The organism is Methylobacterium sp. Leaf123 (assembly GCF_001423405.1).
Lineage (GTDB): Bacteria > Pseudomonadota > Alphaproteobacteria > Rhizobiales > Beijerinckiaceae > Methylobacterium.
Genome location: NZ_LMNS01000005.1, coordinates 50,063 through 66,645, shown reverse-complemented (window position 1 = coordinate 66,645; position 16,583 = coordinate 50,063). Strand labels below are relative to the sequence as shown.

The following is a 16,583-nucleotide window of genomic DNA, read 5'->3' as shown; positions in this document are numbered from 1 at the left end:
ATCGAGGCCGTGGGGCTGGCGTGATTCTCGGCTTACGGGCTCGATGTAAGCACGCCCAACGCTGGGCGAAAGCTCAGCCCGGCCGACGCAGGCACGCTTGCGCAAGCCCGACGAAGGCCCGCGCCCGGTGCGAGAGCGCGTTGCCGCTCTGCCAATCGACGCCGTGCTTTTCCTCCGATGAGATCTCGCCGAAGGTGCGGTCCATGCCCTCGGGCCGGAACATCGGATCGTAGCCGAAGCCGAGGGTGCCGCGCGGTTCGACCAGATCACCGAAGACGCGGCCCTCGAACAGCTCGGTATGGCCATCGGGCCATGCCAGAACGAGTGCCGACACGAAGTGAGCGCGCCGGTTCGTGGCGCCGCGCATGTCGAGTTCGGCGGCAATCCGGGCCATGGCGCCGGAAAAGTCCTTGTTCGGGCTGGCCCAGCGGGCGGAGAATAGGCCCGGCGCGCCGTCGAGCGCATCGACGCAGAGACCGGAATCGTCGGCGAAGGCCGGCAGGCCCGAGGCTTTGGCGGCCGCGTGCGCCTTGATCGCCGCGTTCTCCGAGAACATCGTGCCGGTCTCGTCGGGCTCCGGCAGGCCGAGTTCGCCGGCCGAGACCGCCTCGACCCCGAACGGGGCCAGCAGCTCGCGCATCTCCACGAGCTTGCCGGCATTGTGGGTCGCGATGACGACCTTGCCCGAGAGGATGCGATGCCCGCTCACGCGATGACCTTCCGCTGCAGCTCGACGAGCTGCGCCACGCCGCCCTTGGCGAGCCGCAACAATTCGAGGAACTGTTCGTCGGTGAACGGCTCCATCTCGGCGGTGCCCTGCACCTCGACGATGCCGCCCTTGCCGGTGACGACGAAGTTCGCATCCGTCTCGGCCGCCGAATCCTCGGCGTAATCGAGGTCGAGCACCGGCTGGCCCTTGTAGATGCCGCAGGAGACCGCTGCGACGTGATCCTTCAGGGGATCGACCGAGATGATCGAGCGGGCCCGCATCCAGGCGAGGCAATCATACAGCGCCACCCAGGCGCCGGTGATGGAGGCCGTGCGGGTGCCGCCATCGGCCTGGATCACGTCGCAATCGACGGTGATCTGGCGCTCGCCCAGGGCTGGCAGGTTGGTGACGGCGCGCAGGGAGCGGCCGATCAACCGCTGGATCTCCTGCGTGCGGCCCGACGGCTTGCCGGAATTGACCTCGCGGCGGGTGCGCTCGTGGGTGGCGCGGGGCAGCATCGCGTATTCGGCGGTGACCCAGCCCTTGCCGGAGCCGCGCAGCCACGGCGGGCCGCGCTCTTCCAGCGAGGCGGTGCAGAGCACGCGGGTGTTGCCGAAGGTGACGAGGCAGGAGCCTTCCGCGTAGCGGGCGACCGCCCGCTCCAGCGTGACGTCGCGCATCGCGTCCGCCGCGCGCTTCGAGGGCCGCATGCTTGGTAAGCTCCCGTGTCGGAAATCGAAGCCCGGGCTCTTAGGCGCTGCCAGCGCCCGCGGCAACCGCCGGCCAGCTAATGGCTTTCCCTGCGAGACCGATCCCCGGCACGAAAAAGGCCGCCGTCTCGCGACGGCGGCCCTTCAAACGACCTTCCGACCGATCACCAGCGGCGGTGATTCCAGTGACGGCGGTGATGGTGATGGCGCGGGCCGCCGAAGCGGTGATGGCGGTGCCAATGGCCACGGTGACGCATGTGGCGGCGGTAGTGGCGGCGATCGCGGCGGTACTGCGCCTGCTCGATCATCTCACCGGCCGGCGCGGTCGCCTCGGTTTGGATCGGGAGAGGGGCAGCCTGCGCAGCGCGGGGCGCCGAAGCGAGGCTCAAGCCGGTGACCGCGATCGCCAATGCGGCGACCTTGACCATGGTCTTTCGTGCGCCAGTCAGCACTATCGGAGGCTCCATCTTTACTTGGGTGACGGGGCGGCGGATCGCGGTTCGAGCCGCTGCCCTGCTTACCAAACGACTCGGGGACGCAGAATGATCCCTATGATTTCCCGGCCGAACCCGTGCAGAGTGTCGTTTGCCGGCTGGGCACGGTCCGGCCTTCGTCGGTCACGTCGCGGCAGGAGAGGATTGATCGGCGACGCCCAAGCGCTCACAATCGTTTGTCAGGATCCTGCATGCGTCAGGTTCCTCTCTCCTTGATCGAGGCCCTACAGCCCATCGTGAATCCGCAACCCCAAGCGCTCGCCGCCCTCAATGAGCGCGCCCGAGAAATCTTCCGGCAAATCGTCGAGAGCTATGTCACCACCGGCGAGCCGGTGGGGTCGCGCAATCTCGCGCGCATCCTGCCGATGAGCCTGTCCCCGGCCTCGATCCGCAACGTGATGGCGGATCTGGAGCATTCCGGGCTGATCTTCGCGCCCCACACCTCCTCCGGGCGCCTGCCGACGGAGCTGGGCCTGCGCTTCTTCGTCGATGCGATGATGGAGATCGGCGATGTCGATCTCGCCGAGAAGGCGCGCATCGAGGCGCAGATGCAGGCGGCGGCCTCGCGCCATACCTTCGATTCGGCCCTGGCCGAGGCGTCCTCGCTGCTGTCGGGCATCTCCCGCGGGGCGGGTGTGGTGCTGACCACCAAGGTCGATGCCGGGCTCAAGCATGTGGAGTTCGTGCGGCTCGATGCCGAACGGGCGCTCGTGGTTCTGGTCTCGATCGACGGCACGGTGGAGAACCGCCTCGTCGATCTGCCGCCGGGCCTGCCGGCGGGGGCGCTACAGGAGGCCTCGAACTTCCTCAACGCCCGCCTGCGCGGCCGCACCCTCGATACCCTGCGCGCCGATATCGAGAACGGCCGCAAGGCGATGAAGCGAGAGCTCGACGCCCTGACCGAGCGGCTGGTCGATGCCGGGCTCGCCACCACGGTCGGACCGTCCGAGGCGCGCCAGCTCATCGTAAGGGGGCAGGCCAACCTTCTGGACGATCTGCGCGCGGCCGAGGACTTGGAGCGCATCCGCCTGCTGTTCAACGACCTTGAGACGCAGAAGGACGTGATCGAGCTGCTGGCGCGGGCCGAGCAGGGCGACGGCGTGCGCATCTTCATCGGCTCGGAGAACAAGCTGTTCTCGCTCTCCGGCTCCTCGATGATCGCCGCCCCCTTCCGCGACAGCGCGCAGAAGATCGTCGGTGTCGTCGGCGTGATCGGCCCGACGCGGCTCAACTATTCTCGCATCGTGCCGATGGTGGACTACACCGCCCGCGTGGTCTCGGGCTTGCTCGACCGCTCGCGGTAGGGGGGCGTTCCGAAGCAACGCGCCCGTGGCGACGGGGGATTCGAAAGCAGGAAGCGGGAAGCGCGGCGTCCGGATGGGGCCGTAGGCAAGGGCTCGGACTTGCCGGAGCCTTTCCATGCCGATGATCGTCAACCGCACCATGCGCCGTTCGAATGGGCGATGCTGCTCGGATTGTCCGTGCTCTGGGGCGGGTCGTTCTTCTTCGCGGGCGTGGCCCTGTCCGCGCTGCCGCCTCTGACGCTCGTCGTCCTGCGCGTCGGATTGGCTGCGCTGATCCTCAATGCCGCCCTGCCTCTGGCGGGCCTGCGCCTCCCCCGTGGCCGCGGCGTCTGGGTTGCCTTCGTCTGGATGGGGCTCCTCAACAACGTCGTGCCCTTCTGCCTCATCGTCTGGGGGCAGACGCAGATCGCCTCTGGGCTCGCCGCCATCCTCAACGCCACGACACCGCTCTTCACCGTGGTCGTCGCCCATCGGCTGACGTCCGACGAGCGGATGACCGGAAACCGCCTGGCGGGGGTGCTCACCGGCCTCCTGGGTGTGGCCGTGATGATCGGCGCCGGCGTGTTCGCCGACGACGGGAGCCATCTCCTGGCGCAGCTCGCGGTGCTCGGCGCGGCCCTGTCCTACGCCCTGGCCGGCGTGTTCGGACGGCGCTTCCAGCGCATGAACATCCCGCCGCTCGCCACCGCGACCGGCCAGGTGACGGCGTCCACGCTCTTGCTTCTGCCGTTCGCGCTGCTCGCGGATCGACCGTGGACGCTGCCGATGCCGGGCGCACCGGTCTGGGCTGCGGTGCTCGGGCTCGCGGCGCTCTCCACCGCGCTCGCCTACCTGCTCTACTTCCGCCTGCTGGCGACGGCCGGAGCGACCAATCTCCTGCTCGTCACCTTCCTGATCCCCGTGACCGCCATCCTTCTCGGCACGCTGGTGTTAGGCGAGTCGCTGGAGGTCCGTCAGATCATCGGCATGGCCCTCATCGGGGGCGGACTCGCGGCCATCGACGGACGGATTCTCAAGCGTGTGAGGAAACGGCGCATCGAAGAGCCCGGACTCTATCAGGGCCGGGATATCTGAGCGGTCGGAGACGAACCGAGGCGCGCCATCGCGGTGGCGACGCGCGTCTCGGAATCGATGAGTGGCCGGCTCGTGCGAGGGGGCGGTTCAGGGGCCGCCCGGCTTACCCCACACCGGCCCATCGTCGGGGCCGGTGCGGAATTTGATCAGCCGTGGTGGGCGGCCGGGGCGGGGGCGTCCTCGGCCTCGTCGCGCGGGCCGACGAAGCGGCCGAGCCCGCGGCCGATCACGCTGCCGAGGCTGTCCATCAGCAGGAACACCGCCGGGACGAAGACCAGCGAGAGCAGGGTCGAGACGATGAGCCCGGCGATCACCGCGACCGCCATCGGCGCGCGGAACTCGCCGCCGATGCCGAGCGCCATCGCCGAGGGGACCATGCCGGCGGCCATGGCGATCGTGGTCATCACGATCGGCCGTGCCCGCTTGCGGCCGGCATCGACGATGGCGGTGACCCGATCGACGCCATGGGCCATCTCCTCGACGGCGAAATCTACGAGCATGATCGCGTTCTTCGTCACTAGCCCCATCAGCATCAGGAGGCCGATGACGACCGGCATCGAGATCGGCATGTGGCAGATCAAGAGGCCGAGGATGGCGCCGCCGATGGAGAGCGGCAGCGAGAACAGGATGGTGAGCGGCTGGAGGAATGAGCCGAACAGCAGCACCAGCACCGCGTAGACCATCATGATGCCGGCGCCCATCGCCATGAGGAAGCCGGAGAAGACCTCCTGCATGATCTCGGCGTCACCGGTCTGGCGGATGGTCACGCCCGGCGGCAGGCTTTTGGCCGTTGGCGTCGCCAGCGCTTGCTCGATCAGCGAACCGAGCGCGTCCGAACCCTCCATATTAGCCTCGACCGCCACGCGCACCGCACGGTCGTAGCGCTCGATCGCGCCGGGCCCCTGGTCGAGTTCGATGTCGGCCACGGCGGCGAGCGGCACCGCCGTGCCGTTCTTGGCCGGCACCTTCAGGTTCTCGAGCCGGGCGATCGCGCCGCGGGCGCTCTCGGGAAGCTGCACCCGGATCGGCACCTGCCGGTCCTTGGCGTTGAACTTGGCGAGGTTGATGCCGATGTCGCCGATGGTGCCGACCCGCACCGTTTCCGCGATCACGTCGGTGGCGACGCCGAGATCGGCCGCCGCGCCGGGCTTCGGGCGGATGCGGACCTCGGTGCGGTTGAGCGGCGCCGTGGACATCACCGAGACGAGATGCGGGATCGCCGCCATGTCGCGCTGGAGCCGCGCGGCGACCTCCGTCACCACGTCGACGTCCGGACCGCTGACGACGAGGGCGAGGTCGCGCTGGCCGCTGTCGCGCAGGGTCCAAGAGCGGATATCGGGCTCCTGCGCCAGCAGGGCGGCAACCTCGGACTCGATGGTCCATTGGCGCTTCACGCGCTCAGACTTCGGGCTCAGATTCACGATCAGCGTGGCGAGCCGCGTCTCCTTCTTGCCGCCGGCCTGACGTCCGCCATCGACGAAGACCGAGGTCACCTCGGGCAGGGCGCGGATGCGCTCGACCACGCGGTCGGCAACCGCGATGGTGTCGGGCAGCCGCGCGCCCGGCGCCAGTTCGATCATGAACAAGGTGCGGGCGTTGTCCTGCTTCGGGATGAAGCCCGAGGGCAGGAGACGGGTTGAGACGATCGAGCCGGCAAACAGCGCGAGCCCGACCATGAGGGTGATCCACTTGTGGCGCACCGACCAGCCGACGAGGCGGGTATAGGCGCGCATCACCGGGCCCTCGCGCTCCTCGGCATGGCCGTGGTCGCGCAGGAAATAGGCGGCGAGCAGCGGTGTGATCAGGCGCGCCACCAGCAGCGACATGAACACCGAGACGGCGATGGTGAGGCCGAACTGGATGAAGTAGCGCCCGGCAATGCCGCCCATGAACGAGACGGGGGCGAAGACCGCGATCAGCGTCGCGGTGATGGCAATGACCGCGAGCCCGATCTCGTCGGCGCCCTCGATCGAGGCGCGGTAGGGCGATTTGCCCATCCGCATGTGGCGCACGACGTTCTCGATCTCGACGATGGCGTCGTCGACGAGGATGCCGGTGACCAGCGTGATCGCGAGCAGGCTGATACCGTTGAGGGTGAAGCCGAGCGCGTCCATCGCCCAGAAGGTCGGGAGGACGGAGAGCGGCAGCGCGACGGCGGCGATCAGGGTGGCGCGCCAGTCGCGCAGGAACAGGAACACCACGATGACGGCGAGCGCGGCGCCCTCCATCAGCGTGTGCATCGCCGAGGCGTAGCTGCCCCGCGTCGCCGCGACCGAGGAGTCGATCTCCTGGAACTGGATGTCGGGGTAGCCCTGGGCAAACTCGGCGATTTTCTTCTCAACGCCCGCCGCAACCTCGGCATCGCTCGCGCCCGAGCCGCGGGAGACCGAGAAGGCGACGACGGATTCGCCGTTGAAGCGTGCGAAGGTGCGCGGCTCCTCGATCGAATCCTCGACCGTGGCAAGATCGTCGAGCCGCACCTTGCGCCCGCCGGGCAGGACGATGGAGGTGGCCTTCAGGTCGCGGATCGTGCGCGAGGCGGCCAGCGTCCGGATCGACTGCTCGCGCCCGCCGACCTCGCCGCGCCCGCCGGCCAAGTCGGCCGAGGTGACGCGGACCTGCTTGTTGACGTCGGCCGCGGTGATGCCGAGGGCCAGCAGCCGGTCGGGCAGGGGGGTGATGCGGATCTCGCGGGCGACGCCGCCGACGCGCTCGACGCCGCCGACGCCCTTCACGCCCTGGAGCGTGCGGGCCACCTTATCCTCGACGAACCACGACAGGTCGGCCGGCGTCATCGCGGGCGACTTCACGCCGTAGATGAGGATCGGCAGGCCGGTGATCTCGACGCGCTGGATGATCGGCTCGTCGATGGTGCGGGGCAGGTTGATGCGGATCTTCGAGACCGCATCCTTCACGTCGTTGACGGCGCGGTCGGTGTTCACCTCGAGCCGGAACTCCACCGTGGTGACGGAGGAGCCTTCGGTGATCGCCGAGGTGATGTGCTTGACGCCGCGCACGCCCGCGATCGAATCCTCGACCCATTTCGTGACTTGAGTCTGCAGCTCGGACGGTGCCGCGCCACCCTGCGTGATCGTCACCGAGACGATCGGCACGTCCACGTTCGGCATGCGCGTGACCGCGAGCCCGCGGAAGCTGACGAGGCCGAGCACCACCAGCACGAGGAACAGGACGAGGGGCGCGATCGGATTGCGGATCGCCCAGGCGGAGATGTTCAGGCGCATCGGGGCAAACCGTCAGAAGGAATATCGATGGGGCCGAGGCGGAGCCGCCTCAGCGCGAGCCAGCGTCGGCGGTGGCCTGCGGCGAGGGGGCGGTCGAGACAGCGGCCGGTGTCTGCCCCTGCCGCGCGAGCGAAACCGGGCGAACGCGGTCGCCGTCGCGCAGGAAGCTGCCGGCGCGGGCCACGACCCGCTCGCCTTCCGCGAGGCCGGAGCGGATCTCGATGTCGTCATCGTCGGACAAGCCGGTGCGGACTTCGCGGGACTCGACCTTGTCCTCCGCGACGACGAGCACGGAGCTTCGTTTTCCGCCGCCGTAGAGGACGGAGGCCTGGGGCACCGTCACGCCGCGGGTGCGGGCGAGTTCGACGGCCCCGCGGGCAAAGGTGCCGATGCGCAGGCGCGGATCGGGATCGAGGCGGACGCGGACCTTGCCGAGCCGGCTCGCCTTGTCGACCTCCGGGTAGACCGCGCGGACGCTGCCCGTGACGCGCTCGCCCTCGCCGATCTCGATGAAGGCGGGAGCGCCCTCGCGCAGCAGCGGCAGCTTGGTCTCGATGACCTCCGCCTCCAGCTCGATCTCGCCGCGGGCGATCAGCCGGAACAGCGGTTCTGCGGAGGACGACGTTGCCATGCCGACCCGCGCCGTTCGGCGGCTGACGATGCCGGCTTCCGGCGCGCGGATCTCGGTGCGGGCGAGGCGCAGTTCGAGTTCGTCGCGCACGGCCTTGGCCTGCGCCAGTTCGGCCTTGGCCATCGCCAGCCCGTTGCGGGCGAAGGCGAGCTTGCCCTCTGCCTGCCGCAGGGCAGCGGTGCGGTTCTCCATGACGGCCGCGGTGGTGATCCCGGTCTGAATCAGTTGCTTGGCGCGATCATGGGCCAGCCGCGCTTCGAGTTCGGCGGCCTCGGCCTGTTCGATGTTGCTCTGCGCCTGGAGAACGGCGGCGCTCACCTTGTCGATCAGCGCATTTTGCTGGCTGAGCTGACGGTCGATCAGGTCGCGGTTGAGGCGGGCCAGCACTTGCCCCTTCTCGACGCGCATGCCCTCCTCGGTCAGAAGCTCGACGAGACGGTAGCCGTCGATCTCGGGCGTCACGAGGATCTCGTCGCGCGGCACCAGGGTGCCGGTCACGACCACGCTCTCGACGATCTCGCGCCGCTCGGCCTCGACCACGCTGACGGTGGGCGCCGGGGCGGTCTTCGCCGGGGGCGGGGTGGTCTCGGCGCGAGCCGGCGCGAGGCCTGCCGCGGCGAGCAGGAAGGCGGGGAGGGCGAGGGCCCGGACGCGTTTCATCGGCCGGTCTCCTGGTCGAGGCGGGGGAGGGGGAACGGACCGGACAGGCCGGCATCGATCACGGCCTGAAGCTGCGCCACGGCCGGGCCGGCATCGTAATCGGCGCTCAGGGCACGGCTGACGATGATGCCCTTCATCAGCGGGGCGATGGCATCGAACAGGGCGGTGGAATCGCAGTCCGGCGAGGTCTTGATCGCGTCGAACATCTCGATGAGCCAGGTGCGCCCGTCTTCGTCGCCGCGCTCCACCATCGTCCCGATGGCCGGATTGCGGCTCGCCTCCGCCCAGATGTCGAGGCGCAGGATCGCCGCCTCGCGGGTGATGTCGAGGAAGAAGCGGGCGAGCACGCCCATCAGCACGGCGCGCTTGTCGCCGGCCCGCTCCATCGCCTCGACGAGGACGGCGCCGCGCTCGCGGTCGCGCTCGGCCAGCCCAAGGACGACCGCCTCCTTGGATTCGAAGTAGCGGTAGATGTTGCCCGGGCTCATCGAAGCCTCGCGGGCGAGATCCTGCATCGTGGTGCGGTGGAACCCGTTGCGGACAAAGCAGGCCTCGGCCGCGTCGAGGATATGCTCGCGCCGGGCCGCCTGTCCGCTGCGGGCGTCGATGACGGCGCCGGCCGCTGCACTCATGAGGTGGTTCCTACGGTGTCCCTGGCGGCGGTGCGGCCGGGCTCGCCGAGGAGCTGCACGGCGGCGCAGGAGCGCGGCTGAAGGTCGAGATCGGCGCAGAGACGGGCCTGCCAGCCATCCGGACCGGCGCCGGTCCAGCCGAGCAGCGCGAACCAGCCGAAGGCCACGACGGCGCAGACGAGCAGGTTCCCCGGTGTGCAGACCGCCTTGAACAACCGCGCGGGGCTCAAACCCTCCTGCGCGGTGGTGCGCTCGGCAGCGAGCCCGACGGCGTGAGGGAAAGACGCCCGATCACCGACAACCATGCCCATGGCCCAACTCCTACGCTGCTCGGAGTTTGATAGTGAACGTTCATTCTCGTGTCAATGAACGTTCATTCTCATGGGGTGGGCAAGTGTCCTTCGCTTCCCAGGTGAGGCGCCGGCGCCACGCTGAGGAACCGTTATCGTCACGTTAACGAACCAGTTACCACGCAGGAATAGCGCAACGGACAAGACCGCAGCGGCTCGGCACGCGGTCGGCACTGCTTTCGCGGCGAACCGAAACGGCCGCGAAGGAAGAGCGAAGACCAAGCTTCAATAGAACGTCCGTCAACACGAAGAACGAACGCGTCGTTCGAGACCCTCATCATGTCCCCCGCAGATCTCGCTCCCCTCGCGTGGAATGCCGCGCGTGAACACCTCGACCTGTTTGGAAGCCTGGGGCTCTGCCTCGGCTTTGCCGGCGGAATGATGCCGCGGCGAAGTTTGATTCTCTTCACATCGGCGGCTTGCTCTGCCTGCTTCGCGCTGCATTTCCTGCGGCTCGGCGCGCAGACGGGCATGGCGATGTGCCTCGTCTCGGTGATGCAGAGCGTGGTGGCGGCGCGCTGGATCGGGCCCGATTCCCGCGCGGCCTGGGTCGCACCGTTGTTCCTGGCGAGCAGCCTCGTCGCCCTCGGCCTCACGCTCGCGACCTGGAACGGATGGCCTTCGGCCTGCGCCGGGCTCGGATCGCTGCTGGCGACGACGGCACGCCTTCAGGGGAATGCACAGGCCATGCGCCGCTTCTTCCTCGGCGCGTCCTCGTGCTGGGCGCTCCACAACACCCTGGTCGGCTCGGTCTTCGGCCTGACCTGCGATCTGCTCACGCTCGCGGCGCTGGTGATCGCACTGGTGCGCGGCGGTGCGGAGAAGCCGGTGCCCGTCGCCAACCCGGCGGCACAGCTCCAGGGCGCCGCTTGACGCGGGGCGGAGCCCGAAGGCTCCGCCGCTTTTCTCATTGCTGGAAGAACTTCAGATCGAGCGCCGCGAGCGCGAGCAGGGGCGGCGGCATGACGACGCCGGCCAGCCGCATGGAGCGGGCTGCGTCGCGGCAGGCGGCGAGGTCGTTGGCGCCGGCCGCCGCCTCGATTTTCTCGATGGTCGCCGGGTCGGGCTTCGGCGCCGGAGCGGACGGGCCCGGAGGCGGCGGGTTCTTGGCCAAGGCATTCGCCTTGGCGTTCGGGTTGTCCGCCGGGTTGCCGGTTGCGGCGTCGGGCTTGGGCGTGTTGGTCGCGGCGCCGGGCGCGGGTCCGTTGCCGGTCTCGCTGACGGCACCGCTGAGGCCCGACGTCTTCTGGGGCTCGCCGCCATCCGCCGGCTTGCCGCCCTCGGTCTTGCCGGACGGGTTCGAGACGGCGGTGGCCTGCTGCGGCGGCGTCACCGCGGCCTTGTTGGCCGGCTCCGGCTGCTTCACGAACGCCACCAGTTCCTGGCAGAGATTGGCCGGCTTACCGGATGTCTGCAGCGCGGCCGGCGCGCTCGGGCTCGTATCCTGAGCTAGGGCGGTGCCGGCGAGAAGCGCACAGGCCGCAAGGCCGCCGGCGAGGTGCCGGATGATCGGCGAAGGCTTCATCGGGCTCACTCCCTCGTCTTCGTTATCGTGTTTCTTGATCGTGTTTCTTGGGGCCGCTCAGGAGCGCTTCGGGTGCGACGCTTCACCCTCGGCCTTGCCGTGGGGCTCGCCGTTGTACTCGTCGGGCTTCGGATCGCCGTTCCAGCGGGGACCGACGAGGTTGGTGCCGGGCTCCGACACCCGCGCCCCGGAGGTGGCGAAGGCCTGATAGGCGAACTTCTGATTGCTCGTGAGTGCGAACATCGCCAGCACCCCGAGGGCGATGGCGGCGATCACGGCGGCGAGGAAGGCTTTCATGGTCGTGTCTTCCGTTGAGGCCTGAAGCCTCGGTCAGCGCAGGTGGTCTTGCCCTTGGACGGAGACCGGCCCGCGCCGCCGGTCTCCCCTCTCATCACTCCGCAGGTGCGGGATGGCCCTTGAGCTGCGGGCCGCTGGCGGTGCGCGCCTGTTCCTTCTCGACCCAGAGGTCGTGGTGGGCGCGCGCCCAGGCGAGATCGACCTTGCCGCTGCCCATGGCGTCGTAGGCGCCCTCCATCCCGAGCGTGCCGATGTAGATGTGGGCGAGGATGCCGGCGATGAAGACGATGCCGATCACCGAGTGGATCACCTGCATCACCTGCATCCCGTTGATGTCGGTGAGCGCGAACGGGAACAGCATCATCAGGCCGGTGGCGGCCATGGCGGCGCCGAAGCCGGCGACCATCCAGAACACGCCCTTCTGGCCGGCATTGAAGCGGGCGGCATGGGGATGGCCCTTGCCGATGAAGCCGCCGCCGGCCTTGATCCAGGCCCAATCGACCTTGTTCGGGATGTTGTCCTTGATCCAGAGGACGAACATGAAGGCCACGCCGAGCATGAACGGCCATGCGAGGTAGACGTGGCTATATTTGGCCCATTGCGCGATCGCGCCGAAGGCCTCCGGGCCGATCAGCGGCATCAGCAGCCGCTTGCCGAAAATGTAGTTCAGGCCCGACAGCGACAGGATGATGAAGCACACCGCCGTCATCCAGTGGGTGAAGCGCTCAAAGGCGTTGAAGCGCAGGATCTTCTTTCCGGATTCCTGGCTGTGCTCCATCATGATCCGGCCGCGGAACAGGAAGAACGCGCCGAGGGCGGCGAGCATGCCGAGGATGGTCAGCGCGCCGATCCACGGCAGCCAGCGCTCGCGGAAGTTCTGATACTCGCGGCCCTGCGGCTGGATCAGGTTGGCCGCCTTGCCGTCGGGGATCGAGACCCGGCCGCGGATCTTGGACTCCTGCTTGAACAGGAATTCCTCGTTGACCGAATCCGCGGTGGGTCGGGCGCCCATCGGGTTCTGGCCATCGGCCTGGATCGGGTTCTGCGCCTGCGCCGGGCCGAACGCGCCGGGCACCGCGAGAAGCATCACCGCCAGGAGGAGGGTGCTGAGGAAGGTCGTTGCCCGCCGCATCGGCGTTCCTTTCCGAAGTCCTTGTGGAGACGTGCCGAGCCGAGCCCCGCCGTTCCCGTCCCATTGCTGCCGACCGGCAGCGTCCCACCCACCGCCCTCATCCCGAGATGCCGCGAAGCGGTCTCGAAGGAGGGCTCCGGAAACCATTGCGATCCCGGGAGCCCTCCTTCGAGGCTGAGCGGATGCTCAGCACCTCAGGATGAGGTCCGAGGGCGGCAACACGGTTCGAAGGCGTCTTGCCTCGCCCTCGAACCGGGCGTCAGATCGCGACGGTCTCGCGGTAGGCCGTCTTCCAGCCCCAGGCGCCGGAGCCGTAGCCGCGCTTGATCACCCGCAGCTTGTAGATCTCGGCGATCATCTCGCCGTCGCCCGCGAGCAGCGCCTTGGTCGAGCACATCTCGGCGCAGAGCGGCAGCTTGCCTTCCGCCAGGCGGTTCGAGCCATACTTCTCGTACTCGGCGGTCGAGAAATCGGCCTCGGGGCCGCCCGAGCAGTAGGTGCACTTGTCCATCTTGCCGCGCGAACCGAAGTTCCCGACCCGCGGGTATTGCGGCGCGCCGAACGGGCAGGCGTAGAAGCAGTAGCCGCAGCCGATGCAGATGTCCTTGGAGTGTAGCACCACGGCATCGGCCGTGGTGTAGAAGCAGTTCACCGGGCACACCGCCGCGCAGGGCGCGTCGGTGCAGTGCATGCAGGCCATCGAGACCGAGCGCTCGCCGGGCTTGCCGTCGTTGAGGGTGACGACGCGGCGGCGATTGATGCCCCAGGGCACCTCGTGCTCGTTCTTGCAGGCCGTGACGCAGGCGTTGCACTCAATGCAGCGATCCGCGTCGCAGAGGAACTTCATCCGGGCCATGGTTCGGGGTGCTCCTCTTACGCCGCTGCGATCTGGCACAGGGTGCACTTCGTTTCCTGCATGCCCGTCACAGGATCGAAGCCGTAGGTCGTCACAGTGTTCACGCTCTCGCCGAGCACCACCGGGTCGGTGCCCTGCGGGTAGTAGTCGCGCATGTCCTTGCCCTGGTACCAACCGGAGAAGTGGAAGGGCATGAACGCCACGCCCTTGCCGACGCGGTCGGTCACCAGCGCCTTAACCTTGGTCTTGGCGCCGTTCTCAGGGCCGCTCACCCAGACCCACTGACCGTCCTTGATGCCGCGCGCGGCGGCATCGCCGGTGTTGATCTCGACGAACATGTCCTGCTGCAATTCGGCGAGCCACGGGTTCGAACGGGTCTCCTCGCCGCCGCCCTCGTATTCCACGAGGCGACCGGAGGTGAGGATGATCGGGAAGTCCTTGGCGACGCCGCGATCGACCACCGACTTCTGCACCGAGAAGCCGATATTCGGCATGCGCAATTGCCGCTCGTCGGGCCGGGTCGGGTACTTCGCCACGAGTTCGGGACGGGGCGAGTAGACCGGCTCGCGGTGCACCGGCACCGGGTCGGGCAGGTTCCAGGCATTGGCCCGGGCCTTGCCGTTGCCGAAGGGCGAGACGCCATGGTCGAGGCAGACGCGCTGGATGCCGCCCGAGAGGTCGGTCGCCCAGCTCACGGTGTCGGGCTTCTCACCGCCGATCTTGAGGATCGTGGCGAGTTCGTCCGGCGTCAGGTCCTTGTCCCAGCCGAGCTTTTTGAACACCCCGTAGGTGAATTCGGGGTAGCCGTCGGTCAGATCCGAGCCCTTCGAGAAGGAGTTCTCGGCCAGCAGGGTTTGGCCGTTGCGCTCGGTGCCGAACCGCGCGCGGAAGCCGCCGCCGCCGTCCTTCACGTGGAGGCTCGTGTTGTAGAGGATCGCCGAGCCGGGATGGCGCAGCCCCGGCTTGCCCCAGCACGGCCAGGGCAGGCCGTAATAGTCGCCGCCGACCTCGGGGTCGTCCTTCGGGGCGCGCAGCGTCACGAGGTCGAACTTGTGCTGGTTGCGCATATGCGCCTTCAGCCGCTCGGGTGACTGGCCGCAATAGCCCGTGGACCAGCCGCCGCGGTTGATCTCCCGCAGGATGTCTTCCGCCTCGGGCGCGCCGTTGGTGACCTTGATGTTCTTGCAGAGCTTGTCGGCGAAGCCGAGCTTCTGTGCGAGGCGGTAGAGGACTTCGTAGTCGCTCTTCGACTCGAAGGCCGGCTTCACGATCTGCTCGCCCCACTGGATCGAGCGGTTCGAGGCCGTGCGCGAGCCGTCCATCTCCAGCGAGGTGCAGATCGGCAGGAGGTAGGTGTTGTCCTGCCGGGCATCGAGCGCCGCGAAGGTGGTCGGATGCGGGTCGGCGACGACCAGCAGCTCGAGCTTGTTCATGCCGTCGATGGCTTCGGGCATGCGGGTCACGGTGTTGCCGCCGTGGCCGAACACCATGAACGCCTTGATCGGGCTGCGCTGGTCGATCTGCTCGGCCGGCAGGTTCACGGCATCGAACCACCGGGTCGAGGTGATGCCGGGCGATTCCATGTTTTCCTTGCGGGTGCGCGCCTTGCGGCCGCCCTTCGCCGGAACCTCATCGAAGCGCGATTGCAGCCACTCGTACTCCACCTCCCAGACGCGGGCCCAATGGCGCCAGCCGCCCTCGACGAGGCCGTAATAGAGCGGCAGCGACGTCACATCGAGGCCGAGATCGGTCGCGCCCTGCACATTGGTGTGGCCGCGGAAGATGTTGGCGCCGGTGCCCGGCTTGCCGACATTGCCGGTGGCCAGACACAGGATGCACAGCGCGCGCACGTTGGCGGTGCCGACCGTGTGCTGGGTCGCGCCCATGCACCAGATCAGGGTCGCCGGCTTCTCCTTGGCGAATTTCTCCGCCACGCGCTTGAGCTGCTCGCCCGGCACGCCGGAGACGCGCTCGACCTCGTCGGGCGTCCACTTGGCGACTTCCTTGCGCACGTCGTCCATGGCGTAGACGCGCTGGGCGATGAACTCCTTGTCCTCCCAGCCATTCTGGAAGATGTGCCAGAGGATGCCCCAGACCACCGGAATGTCGGTGCCGGAGCGGATGCGCACGTATTCGGTGGCGTGCGCCGCGGTGCGGGTGAAGCGCGGATCGATGACGATCATGTTCGCGCGGTTGATCTCCTTGCCCGACAGGACGTGCTGCAGGGAGACCGGGTGCGCCTCGGCAGGGTTGCCGCCGAGGATGATCATCGTCTTGGCGTTGCGGATGTCGTTATAGGAATTCGTCTGGGCGCCGTAGCCCCAGGTGTTGGCCACGCCTGCCACCGTGGTCGAGTGGCAGATGCGCGCCTGATGGTCGATCGAGTTCGTGCCCCAGAGAGCCGCGAACTTGCGCATCAGGTAGGAGGCCTCGTTGGTGAACTTGGCCGAGCCGAGCCAATAGACCGAGTCGGCGCCGTTCTTCTCGCGGATTTGGACCAGCTTGTCGCCGATCTCCTCGTAGGCCTGATCCCACGAGATCCGCTTCCACTGCCCGCCTTCGAGCTTCATCGGGTACTTGAGGCGGCGGTCGGACGAGACGAGCTCGCGGATCGCCGCGCCCTTGGCGCAGTGCGTGCCGCGGTTGATCGGGCTGGCATAGGACGGCTCCTGGCCGACCCAGACGCCATTCACGACTTCGGCCGTCACCGTGCAGCCCACCGAGCAGTGGGTGCAGACGTTCTTCTTGATGACCGTGTCCGGTCCGACGGCGGAGGAGCCGGCGGCCTGCGCCTTGCGCACCGAGCCGAGCTGAATCGTGCCGGCGGCGGCGAGCGCGCCGGCGGTCAGCCCGGACTTGCGGAGGAAGGCACGGCGGTCGAGCACGCCCGCGGCGAGGCCGGCGGCGACGGCCTGGTGCTTGGTGCGAGCAGCGTCGCCGCTCTTGCGCTTGATCAGCATGGCAGCC

General features: G+C 68.4%; 15 protein-coding genes. 3 read left to right on the top strand and 12 right to left on the bottom strand.

The features are described 5' to 3' along the window. Nucleotides 1–73: 73 nt before the first annotated feature. The 3 genes from rdgB to ASF53_RS06570 all read right to left on the bottom strand — a co-directional run bounded on the left by rdgB (nucleotide 74) and on the right by ASF53_RS06570 (nucleotide 1,886). Complete coding sequence (rdgB, locus tag ASF53_RS06580) at nucleotides 74–709, bottom strand: RdgB/HAM1 family non-canonical purine NTP pyrophosphatase (protein WP_056195752.1); 636 nt, start codon at nucleotides 707–709, stop codon at nucleotides 74–76. Then, the gene (gene rph, locus ASF53_RS06575) at nucleotides 706–1,419 is read right to left on the bottom strand and encodes a ribonuclease PH (protein WP_056195748.1); all 714 of its coding nucleotides are present in this window, start codon (nucleotides 1,417–1,419) and stop codon (nucleotides 706–708) included. The genes rdgB and rph overlap by 4 nt, the downstream gene beginning before the upstream one ends. A gap of 164 nt (nucleotides 1,420–1,583) precedes the next feature. Continuing rightward, a complete protein-coding gene (locus tag ASF53_RS06570) occupies nucleotides 1,584–1,886 on the bottom strand; it encodes a hypothetical protein (RefSeq protein ID WP_056195744.1) in 303 nt (100 codons plus the stop codon). Nucleotides 1,887–2,104: 218 nt separating this feature from the next. On the opposite strand from ASF53_RS06570, the gene hrcA reads away from it, so the two are divergent. Next, entirely contained in the window at nucleotides 2,105–3,217 is a 1,113-nt protein-coding gene (gene hrcA, locus ASF53_RS06565; RefSeq protein WP_156635409.1) for a heat-inducible transcriptional repressor HrcA, read from the top strand. Nucleotides 3,218–3,376: 159 nt separating this feature from the next. After that, complete coding sequence (locus tag ASF53_RS06560) at nucleotides 3,377–4,291, top strand: DMT family transporter (RefSeq protein WP_082482518.1); 915 nt, start codon at nucleotides 3,377–3,379, stop codon at nucleotides 4,289–4,291. A gap of 146 nt (nucleotides 4,292–4,437) precedes the next feature. Here ASF53_RS06560 and ASF53_RS06555 read toward each other — a convergent pair whose 3' ends face one another. From ASF53_RS06555 to ASF53_RS06540, 4 genes are read right to left on the bottom strand one after another with little or no spacing between them, the layout of a single operon-like run. Beyond that, nucleotides 4,438–7,533 carry an efflux RND transporter permease subunit gene (locus ASF53_RS06555; protein ID WP_056195741.1) on the bottom strand — a complete coding sequence of 1,032 codons (3,096 nt, stop codon included), beginning with the start codon at nucleotides 7,531–7,533 and terminating at the stop codon, nucleotides 4,438–4,440. Nucleotides 7,534–7,582: 49 nt separating this feature from the next. Continuing rightward, complete coding sequence (locus tag ASF53_RS06550; protein WP_056195737.1) at nucleotides 7,583–8,824, bottom strand: efflux RND transporter periplasmic adaptor subunit; 1,242 nt, start codon at nucleotides 8,822–8,824, stop codon at nucleotides 7,583–7,585. Beyond that, nucleotides 8,821–9,456, bottom strand: a complete 636-nt coding sequence (locus ASF53_RS06545; protein WP_056195733.1) for a TetR/AcrR family transcriptional regulator — start codon at nucleotides 9,454–9,456, stop codon at nucleotides 8,821–8,823. The genes ASF53_RS06550 and ASF53_RS06545 overlap by 4 nt, the downstream gene beginning before the upstream one ends. Continuing rightward, a complete protein-coding gene (locus ASF53_RS06540) occupies nucleotides 9,453–9,767 on the bottom strand; it encodes a hypothetical protein (RefSeq protein ID WP_056195730.1) in 315 nt (104 codons plus the stop codon). The genes ASF53_RS06545 and ASF53_RS06540 overlap by 4 nt, the downstream gene beginning before the upstream one ends. Nucleotides 9,768–10,085: 318 nt before the next feature. Here ASF53_RS06540 and ASF53_RS06535 point away from each other — a divergent pair, with 318 nt between their 5' ends. Beyond that, nucleotides 10,086–10,679 carry a YgjV family protein gene (locus ASF53_RS06535; RefSeq protein WP_056195727.1) on the top strand — a complete coding sequence of 198 codons (594 nt, stop codon included), beginning with the start codon at nucleotides 10,086–10,088 and terminating at the stop codon, nucleotides 10,677–10,679. 34 nt (nucleotides 10,680–10,713) lie between these two features. Here the strand turns inward: ASF53_RS06535 and ASF53_RS06530 are convergent, their stop codons facing one another. The 5 genes from ASF53_RS06530 to ASF53_RS06510 form a co-directional block, all read right to left on the bottom strand. Beyond that, the gene (locus tag ASF53_RS06530) at nucleotides 10,714–11,331 is read right to left on the bottom strand and encodes a hypothetical protein (protein ID WP_056195723.1); all 618 of its coding nucleotides are present in this window, start codon (nucleotides 11,329–11,331) and stop codon (nucleotides 10,714–10,716) included. Between the two features lie 57 nt (nucleotides 11,332–11,388). Further along, nucleotides 11,389–11,628 carry a hypothetical protein gene (locus ASF53_RS06525; RefSeq protein ID WP_003605055.1) on the bottom strand — a complete coding sequence of 80 codons (240 nt, stop codon included), beginning with the start codon at nucleotides 11,626–11,628 and terminating at the stop codon, nucleotides 11,389–11,391. A 94-nt stretch (nucleotides 11,629–11,722) separates the two neighbouring features. Further along, nucleotides 11,723–12,760: a formate dehydrogenase subunit gamma gene (locus tag ASF53_RS06520; protein ID WP_056195719.1), complete on the bottom strand. Its 1,038-nt coding sequence runs from the start codon at nucleotides 12,758–12,760 to the stop codon at nucleotides 11,723–11,725. A 259-nt stretch (nucleotides 12,761–13,019) separates the two neighbouring features. After that, complete coding sequence (fdh3B, locus tag ASF53_RS06515) at nucleotides 13,020–13,616, bottom strand: formate dehydrogenase FDH3 subunit beta (RefSeq protein ID WP_056195717.1); 597 nt, start codon at nucleotides 13,614–13,616, stop codon at nucleotides 13,020–13,022. A gap of 17 nt (nucleotides 13,617–13,633) precedes the next feature. Then, the gene (locus tag ASF53_RS06510) at nucleotides 13,634–16,576 is read right to left on the bottom strand and encodes a formate dehydrogenase subunit alpha (protein ID WP_056195713.1); all 2,943 of its coding nucleotides are present in this window, start codon (nucleotides 16,574–16,576) and stop codon (nucleotides 13,634–13,636) included. Nucleotides 16,577–16,583: the final 7 nt, after the last annotated feature.

Excerpts from the sequence above, each read along its gene's own strand:
- rph (WP_056195748.1), bottom strand. The coding sequence starts at position 1,419 with ATGCGGCCCTCGAAGCGCGCGGCGGACGCGATGCGCGACGTCACGCTG.
- ASF53_RS06570 (WP_056195744.1), bottom strand. The coding sequence starts at position 1,886 with ATGGAGCCTCCGATAGTGCTGACTGGCGCACGAAAGACCATGGTCAAG.
- hrcA (WP_156635409.1), top strand. The coding sequence starts at position 2,105 with ATGCGTCAGGTTCCTCTCTCCTTGATCGAGGCCCTACAGCCCATCGTG.
- ASF53_RS06560 (WP_082482518.1), top strand. The coding sequence starts at position 3,377 with ATGCTGCTCGGATTGTCCGTGCTCTGGGGCGGGTCGTTCTTCTTCGCG.
- ASF53_RS06555 (WP_056195741.1), bottom strand. The coding sequence starts at position 7,533 with ATGCGCCTGAACATCTCCGCCTGGGCGATCCGCAATCCGATCGCGCCC.
- ASF53_RS06550 (WP_056195737.1), bottom strand. The coding sequence starts at position 8,824 with ATGAAACGCGTCCGGGCCCTCGCCCTCCCCGCCTTCCTGCTCGCCGCG.
- ASF53_RS06545 (WP_056195733.1), bottom strand. The coding sequence starts at position 9,456 with ATGAGTGCAGCGGCCGGCGCCGTCATCGACGCCCGCAGCGGACAGGCG.
- ASF53_RS06540 (WP_056195730.1), bottom strand. The coding sequence starts at position 9,767 with ATGGGCATGGTTGTCGGTGATCGGGCGTCTTTCCCTCACGCCGTCGGG.
- ASF53_RS06535 (WP_056195727.1), top strand. The coding sequence starts at position 10,086 with ATGTCCCCCGCAGATCTCGCTCCCCTCGCGTGGAATGCCGCGCGTGAA.
- ASF53_RS06530 (WP_056195723.1), bottom strand. The coding sequence starts at position 11,331 with ATGAAGCCTTCGCCGATCATCCGGCACCTCGCCGGCGGCCTTGCGGCC.
- ASF53_RS06525 (WP_003605055.1), bottom strand. The coding sequence starts at position 11,628 with ATGAAAGCCTTCCTCGCCGCCGTGATCGCCGCCATCGCCCTCGGGGTG.
- ASF53_RS06520 (WP_056195719.1), bottom strand. The coding sequence starts at position 12,760 with ATGCGGCGGGCAACGACCTTCCTCAGCACCCTCCTCCTGGCGGTGATG.
- fdh3B (WP_056195717.1), bottom strand. The coding sequence starts at position 13,616 with ATGGCCCGGATGAAGTTCCTCTGCGACGCGGATCGCTGCATTGAGTGC.
- ASF53_RS06510 (WP_056195713.1), bottom strand. The coding sequence starts at position 16,576 with ATGCTGATCAAGCGCAAGAGCGGCGACGCTGCTCGCACCAAGCACCAG.